This window comes from Roseiarcus sp., assembly GCF_052145395.1.
Lineage (GTDB): Bacteria > Pseudomonadota > Alphaproteobacteria > Rhizobiales > Beijerinckiaceae > Roseiarcus.
Window position 1 is genome coordinate 1 of sequence record NZ_JBKQOT010000087.1, and the last position, 8,387, is coordinate 8,387.

An 8,387-nucleotide genomic window follows, 5' to 3' on the forward strand; every position below is an offset into this window, starting at 1 on the left:
ATTTGGCGCTTCCAGCCTCCCATACCGAGAAGGCGAGGCCGAGGGCGATCAGCCAGGGCGTCGCCCGTTCGAGGCGGTCGAGCGCGGTCGATCCCGCCGCGCGCAGGACGCCCGACACGATCAGAACGGCCGCGAGCGCAGCGGCAGCGTAGGCGAGTTCCGGGCCGCGCCCCCAGTCGCCGAGGTCCGGCCAGCGCAGGATGACGAAGGCGAGCAGGAGCCAGGAGGCCGCGGCCGCGAACGCCAGCGCCGCGCCGAACGACCGGCGTCCCGTCGCCGCGGCGAAGGCTGGGCGGCGCGCGATCGGCGCGGCGCGGGCCGGGAGGGCCGGGAGGGCCGAGAGAAGCGACATGGCGCCCTCAGCTCAGGACGTCGGCGTAGACGCGATCGGCGTATTTCGCGGTGTCGAGGCTCGGCTTGAAGACGGAAACGAGCTTCAGCTCTTCGGCATAGAGCGCGATCTCCTTCTTCAGGTCGTCGCCCATCGGGTGGTGATGGTGGGTGTGATACTTCGCCAGCGCGGTCAGATCCGCGGACGAGACGGAGCCCGGCGCGAAGGGCGTATAGGTCGCAGCCGCCTCGGCGGGGTTCTCAGCGGCGTATTCCGCCGCCTCGAGCAGCGCGAGCGCGATCGAGGCCGCCGTGCGCTTGTCGTCGCGCACCAGACTGCCGCGCACGCCGACGATGCAGCAGACGCGGGTCGCGAACTCGCCCGTCAGGTTCGAGGAAATTTCCTTGAGCTTGCCGTCCTTGAGCCAGAGGTAGGTGTTCGGGTCGCCGTCGGCGACCGCGTGCGCCTCGCCCTTGTCGACGGCCGCGCGCAAAAGCGGCGCCGGGAACTGCTTGAACTCGACGTCGGTCGTCGGGTCGAGGCCCGCCTTGCGGATCACGATGGAAAAAAATTCTTGGCCGGCGAGTTCATGTCGCTGACCCCGATGATCTTGCCTTTGAGATCGGCGACCGTATTGATGCCCGAATCGGTCGGCGCCAGAAGCCGCATGCAGCCGCCGTGCAGGCTCGCGACGATCTTGACGTCGAAGCCCTGCTCCATCGGCTTCAGCCAGCGCAGCGCCATGCCGACCGCCGCGTCCGCCTTGCCGGTGGCGAGCGTCTCCAAGAGCTGATCCGTCGAGCCCGCGTAGTTGACGAGGTCGACGTCGAGGCCGTGTTTGGCGAAGAAGCCCTTGTCCTTGGCGACGGTGACGGCGAGCAGGCAGGGCGCGCCGGCGTTCCAGGCGAAGGTCACCTTTTTCAGCTCACCAGTCGGAACGGCGTCGCCGGTCGCAGCGGCGCGGCAGATCGGGTACGCGCTCGGGTCGAAGGGCGGAGGCGCGACCCGGGTGAGGGCGAGGCCCCTGCCGGCGGCAAGGCCGAAGGGCGCGGCTGCTCCGAGCGCCGCGGCGCGCACGAGAAACCGGCGGCGCGTGGCGGACTTGGCGTCATGAAGCTCGGTGGTCATGATGGGCTCCGGTCGCGAGGGTCACAGGGTTGCGGAAATATCGGCGAGGGCGAGACGGCCTCCGCTCAGGAAAATCGAGTCGTTCTGCGGGGAGTGGACGCGGGCGCAGAGCACGTCGCGATAGTGCCGTTCGAGCGGGTTCGCTTGCGCAAGACCGGGATTGCCGCTGAGCTCCATCGCCTTCGACACCGCGTCGAGCGCATTTCTCGTGACGCTGTGCTTGACGTACAGGCTTTCCTGCGGATGCGGAGTCTCGCCGCGGTCGACCCGCTCGGCGATCGAGGCGAGCAGGACGCGGCTCGCGTACAACGCGGAATCAATCTCGCCGACCGCCTGCTGCATGCGCGGGAGAGTGGCCAGCGGGGCGCCAAGATTGGAAGGCGCGCGCTCGTGCAGGAACTTGACGAACCAGTCGCGCGCTGCGCGCGCCGCACCGTCGTAGACCGTGCTGAACAGCACCGCGACCCAGGCCGTCTGCGCGGCGTTCGGCGCAGCCAGCTCCTGCAGCGTCTTGAGGCCGGCGGCGTGGTCGAAAGGAATCTCGACCTCGTCGAGCACGACATCGTGGCTTCCGCTCGCGCGCATGCCGAGTTGCCGCCACGTCTCCTCGATGCGGAGGCCCGGCGCGCCGCCGGGCACGAGGAAGGCCCGACGCGCGGCTCGGCCTCGTCGGTCCGCGCCCAGATCGCGTTCCAGGCGAGAACCGGCGCGCCGGTCGAATAGATCTTGCGACCGCTGAGCGAACAGCCGTTCGCCGTCCGCCGCGCGATCGTCGCCGGCAGGCCGCCGCGAATGGGCGTCCCGAGTTCGGGCTCGACTCGCAACGCGTTTACGAACCCGCCATCCTCGGAGGCCGAGCGGAAGATTCGCGCCTTGAGCGCGACCGGAAAGTCCGGGTTCGAGCGCAGGGTTCCGTGAAAGAGGTACTGCTGGGCCAGCACGAGGCCGGTCGAGGCCTCGCCGCGCGCGATCGCGTTGACGACGCGGTTGGCGCGCATCAAGCCCGCGCCTCGCCCGCCATACTCGCGCGGAACGATCAGCGCGGCGAGCCGCGTCTCGCGCAGCCGCTCGATATTGGCGAAGGGAAAGGCGGCCGTCCGGTCGTATTCGCCCGCGGTCTCGGCGAACTCGCGGGCAAGCGCAGACGCGGTGACGTCGATATCGTCGGCGCCCTTGCCGAAGATCATGGCGAAAGCTCCGCGGCGATGGCGGGCGTGAAAACCGAACTCACGATCGTGGAGGCGTCGAGCGGCTTTCCGATCAGCCCCGAGCGCTGGTCGCCGACGCGGATGACGGTCTCGGCCTCGGCGGTAGCGGCGACGACCGTCGAGACGCCGAGCGCGGCGATGAGGCGCGCCGCGAAACGAAGAGGAGTCTGCGGTTGGAGCGGGCGCGGCCTGTTTGTCGGCCAACGCCGGAAGGGCTCCCTCCTCCCCCCTTGTGGGGTCCTTGTGGGGGAGGGAAGGGAGGGGGGTCGCGCCGCGCTTTTCCGTATTGCTGAAACTGACACGCGCCGTGACCTACGAGCCATGTCAGCCGTCGGCCGTCAGCGCGACCGCCCACCCCGACCCGCCCCACCAAGGGGGGCGGGGGCCCAAGCGGGCGATCCCGAGCGCTCCTCAAAGCGGGCCGCAGCAACGAGAACTTCATCCCACGCGTTCCATTCATTCCGCCGCGGCCGCTTGCGCCCGTTCGCGCTCGGCGACGAGCGCGCGCACGCGCGGAATCAGATCGCGCCCGTAGGTCAGGACGTCGGGGAGCGGGTCGAAGCCGCGGATCAAAAAGGTCCGGACGCCCAGATCGTAATAGTCGAGCAGGGCTTCGGCGACCTGATCGGGCGTGCCGACGAGCGAGGTCGAATTGCCCTTGGCGCCGGTGAGCTGCGCCATCGCGGTCCACAGGCGCTTGTCGAAGCGCGGCCCCTTCGCGGCGGCGGCGAGAAGACGCCGCGAGCCTTCGTTGGCCGGCTCCTCCGCGCCGCGGCGGAATCCGGTGCGATCGATCAGGGCCTTGGCCCGGTCGAGATAGGCGTCCGCCTTGGCCCAGGCGGCCTCTTCGGTGTCCGCCAGGATCGGGCGGAACGACAGGCTGAACTCGGGACGGCGTCCGTGCCTGGCCACGGCGGCGCTGACCCGCCCCGTCAGCTCGCGCACCTGCTCGTAGGTCTCGCCCCAGAGGGCGAAGATGTCGGCGTGGCGCCCGGCGACCTCGACGGCGGCGTCGGAAGCGCCCGCGACGTAAACATCGATATTGCGCTCGTTGTAGGGCTTGACCAGCGAGACGGCGTTCTCGACCTGATAATACTTGCCCGTGTAGGTGAAAGGATCGCGGCGCGTCCACTCCAGCCGCACGATGTCGAGAAATTCATTGGTGCGCGCGTAGCGCTCGTCCTTGTTGGCGACCTGGTTGCCGTCGCGCGCCAGCTCCCGCTGTTCGCCGCCGGTGATCACGTTGAACGAGACGCGGCCCTTCGACAGGTGGTCGAGCGTGGCGAACTGGCGCGCGAGCACCGTCGGCGCGGTGAAGCCCGGCCGGTAGGCGATGAAGACGCCGAGCCGCTCGGTGACGCTGGCCGCATATTGTCCGACCACCAGCGGGTCCGGCGCGTCGGCGTGGAAGGCGAGCAGCGCACGATCGAAGCCCGCATATTCATGCGCCTTGGCGACGGTCCCGATGTAGTCCGGGTCCACCACCGGCCCGCTGCGCGGGATGATTTCCGAGGAATTGTGATTGCCGATGAAACCGATGAATTCGACGGGCATCTCATGCCTCTCTGGCTGGCGCTTAAGGAGCGGATGGGCCGAGGTCATTCGGCCGCGGCGAGCCGCGACGCGCGATCGTCGAGGCGGCCCGCGATCGTCTGTGGGTTCTTGAGCAGGTTGAGGATGGGACATGCGGTCTCGACGTTGTCTCTCAGGCGCTGGATGTCGGCCGCGGACGCCGGGCTCTCGATCTTGACGACGTACGAGATGTTTTGCGGATAGACCGGCGTCGCCTCGTAGCCCGAACTGCCCGCCCGCGGATCGATGAAAGCCTCGACCTCGACTTCGATCACCTCGATGGGCACATCGAGCGCCGCCGCCTGGATCAGATACGAGTGGTTGAGGCAGGAGCCCAGCGCGCCGAGCACCAATTCAGGCGAGCTTGGGCCGAGATCGTAGCCGGCAAAATCTGGCGGCGAATCGGTGACGACCTGAAAGTCGCGAATTCGGATCCGGCGCACGCCGCTCCGCCCTTCGGCGGTCGCCCGCGCCTTGAGCGGAACCGGCCCGAGCGAGCCGTCGGCGATGCGCCGGCGCCGGTCGAGCAGGGCCTGACGCTTTTGCGCGAGATACTCGATCAGCGTGCTCATGGAGGCCGGCCCTCTCCTGGAGAATTTAGTTTATAAATTTTATAGACATAACAAGCAGAGGATGCAAGCGGCTATCGTCACATCTGCGTGAGATCGCCGGCCGCCGACCTTCACCCGCGCGGAAAAGTCGCTGCAACCGACTGAAAAGGCTCGTTTCGGACTCGGAAGCGAGCCGGCTCCCGCCGGCGGCGGCGGTCAGGCGAAGAACTGGTTCTTCGGTCGCGGCAGGCCGAGACTCTCGCGCAGCGTGCGGCCCTCGTACTCGGTCCTGAACAGGCCGCGCCGCTGCAGTTCCGGGACTACCTGGTCGACGAAGTCGTCGAGGCCCGCCGGCAGGAACGGGAACATGACGTTGAAGCCGTCGCATCCGCGCCCGACAAACCATTGCTCCATCTGGTCCGCGACGGTCTTGGGCGTCCCCACGAAGGCGAGGCCGGAATAGCCGCCGAGCCGCTGGGCGAGCTGGCGCACCGTGAGGTTCTCGCGCCGCGCGAGCGCGACGACCCGGTCGCGGCTCGACTTGCTCGCATTCGACTCCGGGATCTCGGGCAGCGGCCCGTCCGGATCGAATCCCGAAGCGTCGTGACCGAGCGCGATCGACAGCGACGCCAGCGCGCTCTCGTAATGGACGAGGCTGTCCAGCTTCGCCCGTTTCTCGCGCGCCTCCTCGTCGGTCTCGCCGACGACGACGAACGCGCCGGGCAGAATCTTGATGAACTCGGGGTCCCGCCCAGCCTTCTCCGCGCGGCTTTTGACATCGGCGTAGAAGGCTTGGTCGGCGTCGAGGCGCGAGCCGGCCGCGAACACGACCTCCGCGGTCTCGGCCGCGAGCTGGCGTCCCGCATCGGAAGCGCCCGCCTGGACGATCACCGGCCAGCCCTGAACCGGCCGCGCGATATTGAGCGGGCCGCGCACCGAGAGATAGCGGCCCTTGTGGTTGAGCACGTGCAACTTCTCGGGATCGAAGAAGATCCCGCTCTCGACGTCCCGGACGATCGCGTCGTCCGCAAAGGAGTCCCAGAGGCCAGTCACCACGTCGTAGAATTCTCTCGCGCGGTGGTAGCGCTCGTCGTGCTCCATGTGCTCCGCGAGCCCAAAATTGAGGGCCGCGTCCGGGTTCGAGGTGGTCACGACGTTCCAGCCCGCCCGCCCGCCGCTGATGTGGTCGAGCGAGGCGAAGCGGCGGGCGATCAGGTACGGCTGCTCGAACGTGGTCGAGGCCGTCGCGATCAGGCCGAGGTTGGTCGTCGAGACGGCGATCGCCGGCAGGAGCGTCAGCGGATCGAACGAGGTGACGGTGTGGCTGCGCTTCAGCGCCTCGACCGGCATGTTCAGGACGGCAAGATGGTCCGCCATGAAGAAGGCGTCGAACTTGCCGCGCTCGAGCGTCTGGGCAAACTGCAGGAGATGCCCGAGATTGAAGTTGGCGTCGAGAAAGGCGCCCGGGAGCGCCAGGCGCCGGTATGGATCGTCGTCGGCCGCATGAACGCGCCGAGCTTCATCTGCCGCTGCGAAGCCATTTGACCGCCTTTCTCATCCCGAGGCTGCGCCTTGTCGTCTCGACTGAGAAGACCCGCTGCGCCGACTCGCCTCAAGTCACGAATGCGCAAGCCTGTGGTAGCGACCCCGGCTGTAGACGAGCGGCTCGCCCGACTGGGTCGTAATGGCCCGCACGGCGCCGATCACGATGACGTGGCTGTGCCTTTCGATCATCTCCTCGACCTCGCAGTCGATCGACGCGAGGGCGCCTTGGAGCGCCAGCGCGCCGGTCGCCTGCGGCCGCCAATCGGCCTCGACATAGCGGGCCGGCCCCTTGACGCCGCTGACGCCCGCAAAGCGGTTGGCGATGGCCTCGTGGTCGGCGGCAAGCACGTTGACGCAGAAATGCCGGCGCCGGGCGATGACCGCAAGCGCGGACGCGTTGCGGTTCACGCAGATGATCATCGTCAGCGGGTCGATCGACAGCGACACCTCGGAGGTGACGGTGAGGCCGGTCCGCTCCTCGCCGTCGCCGGCCGTGACGACGCTCACGCCGCCGGCGACGAGGCGCATCGCGTCCTTCAGCGTCGGCGCCACGACCGGATCGGCGATTTTCGAGATGGCGTTCATGACGCAGCCCTAGATCGCTTTCTGGAGAAGAAATAGGGGCTCCCGGACGCAGCCGCCAGATACCCGGCGATTGCCGCATTTGGGTCCAGGGCGTGGCCGGGCCCCAGGCCGCCGCCGCGGCGGCGCCGCTCGCGCTTGACCCTGGGACCGGTCCCTCGTCGGTGGCGGCGCCTCGAAACATTTTCTTCCGGAAACCAGAATTCTGTGGTTAATTGCATCATGGGGTTCGAATGCGGCATCTGGATTTCCAGAAGTCGTTCAGCGACCGCGACGCGACGATTTCGACGCCTGGACGGTCCCCGTCCTTTGGGGCGCCCTCTATCCCGGCTCGACGGGACAAGGCCGGGATCCAAACGTTGGCTCACGAGACAACGAGCCCCTTCGAAGACGGTTTCGGCTACAGGAGCCGCCGAAATTTGTATTCAGTCTATCGTTTTCGTCAACAATAGGGGCGATTTCTGCGGACCCGATACGGCAAAGTGCGGGTACCGCCGAGCTTCAGCAGCGAGCGCTGACGAGGGACCTCCTCCAGATTGCGGCGCCGCGCGAGCATGTCGGAGCACAGGCGCATGGCGTCGGCGAAACACATACCGGCGACGCCCGTTTCACAGCCAGAACAATCAGTCTCGTACAAGTCTCGTTCGTCAGGCGTGGAGACCAGGCTCACGTTTTTCCTTCGCGCCGCGCGGTTATCCCGTCCGCTCTGTATCGATTGCCTGGGCGTCCCCGCAGGAGAAATCAGAATGGCGCTTGCCAAGAAGACGACGATTGACGCCTCGACGCCAACGCGAATCGAAGAAACCGCGGCGATGACTGGCTTATCCAAAATCGCGCAAGACAATCGCAATACCGTGCGCACCCACGCGCGTCAGTAGAACGCGGCCGAACGAATCGTCTCCGCGACGGGTGAACTCGCCGCCGGCGTCGCTCAGTCTTCGTCGGCCGCCGAAGATCTGCGCAAGGCCATAAAGTTGATCGCCCAAGGAGCCGAGGAGGCCTCTTCGGCCTCCGCGCAGTCGCGGCGCGCCGTCGTCGCGATAACCGCCGGCCTGCTGCAGGCCGAGAACTCAGCCGACGTTTCGCGGCAGAAGACGGACTCTCTGCGTGGGCTGATTGTCGACGCGATCAAACAAATCGCCGCCAGCTTCGCCAGCATTGGCGCGGCGGCCGATCGCCAGGCCTCTTCGGTGAAGATGATGACCGAGCTCGAGGCCCAGGCGGCCAACATCGGCGAAATCGTCCGCGCCGCTGGGCGCATCACCGATCAGACGAATCTGCTCGCGCTCAACGCAGCGATCGAAGCCGCACGCGCGGGACAGCATGGCAAAGGTTTCGCGGTCGTCGCCGATGAAGTGCGGACGCTTGCGGAAACCTCGGAGAAGAACGCGCGCGAAATCCAGGCGTCATCCAGCCTTCGAGCCTCCCCGTGGATCGGCGGGCGCGGCGGGCAAAGACCGACATCATCGA

At 67.5% G+C, this 8,387-nt stretch carries 6 protein-coding genes and 4 pseudogenes; 2 read left to right on the plus strand and 8 right to left on the minus strand.

From position 1 onward, the window contains the following. The 8 genes and pseudogenes from ACLP25_RS02935 to ACLP25_RS02970 all read right to left on the minus strand — a co-directional run. Positions 1-352: pseudogene (locus ACLP25_RS02935) on the minus strand (ABC transporter permease); the annotation flags it as partial. 7 nt (positions 353-359) lie between these two features. After that, entirely contained in the window at positions 360-890 is a 531-nt protein-coding gene (locus ACLP25_RS02940) for an ABC transporter substrate-binding protein (RefSeq protein WP_442467739.1), read from the minus strand. Continuing rightward, positions 887-1,459 carry an ABC transporter substrate-binding protein gene (locus ACLP25_RS02945; protein ID WP_442467740.1) on the minus strand — a complete coding sequence of 191 codons (573 nt, stop codon included), beginning with the start codon at positions 1,457-1,459 and terminating at the stop codon, positions 887-889. The genes ACLP25_RS02940 and ACLP25_RS02945 overlap by 4 nt, the downstream gene beginning before the upstream one ends. Before the next feature lie 21 nt (positions 1,460-1,480). Next, positions 1,481-2,646 (minus strand): annotated as a pseudogene (locus ACLP25_RS02950) (acyl-CoA dehydrogenase family protein). Between the two features lie 477 nt (positions 2,647-3,123). Next, positions 3,124-4,221 (minus strand): LLM class flavin-dependent oxidoreductase, encoded by a 1,098-nt coding sequence (locus ACLP25_RS02955; protein WP_442467741.1) that lies wholly within the window; start codon positions 4,219-4,221, stop codon positions 3,124-3,126. Positions 4,222-4,265: 44 nt separating this feature from the next. After that, the gene (locus tag ACLP25_RS02960; RefSeq protein WP_442467742.1) at positions 4,266-4,811 is read right to left on the minus strand and encodes an OsmC family protein; all 546 of its coding nucleotides are present in this window, start codon (positions 4,809-4,811) and stop codon (positions 4,266-4,268) included. Positions 4,812-5,006: 195 nt separating this feature from the next. Continuing rightward, a pseudogene (locus ACLP25_RS02965) lies at positions 5,007-6,331 on the minus strand (LLM class flavin-dependent oxidoreductase). A gap of 76 nt (positions 6,332-6,407) precedes the next feature. Beyond that, positions 6,408-6,920 (minus strand): flavin reductase family protein, encoded by a 513-nt coding sequence (locus ACLP25_RS02970; protein ID WP_442467743.1) that lies wholly within the window; start codon positions 6,918-6,920, stop codon positions 6,408-6,410. Between the two features lie 743 nt (positions 6,921-7,663). On the opposite strand from ACLP25_RS02970, the gene ACLP25_RS02975 reads away from it, so the two are divergent. Together ACLP25_RS02975 and ACLP25_RS02980 are read left to right on the plus strand one after the other, a co-directional pair. Next, a complete protein-coding gene (locus ACLP25_RS02975; protein ID WP_442467744.1) occupies positions 7,664-7,795 on the plus strand; it encodes a hypothetical protein in 132 nt (43 codons plus the stop codon). Between the two features lie 318 nt (positions 7,796-8,113). Next, positions 8,114-8,317: pseudogene (locus tag ACLP25_RS02980) on the plus strand (methyl-accepting chemotaxis protein); the annotation flags it as partial. Between the last annotated feature and the right edge of the window lie 70 nt (positions 8,318-8,387).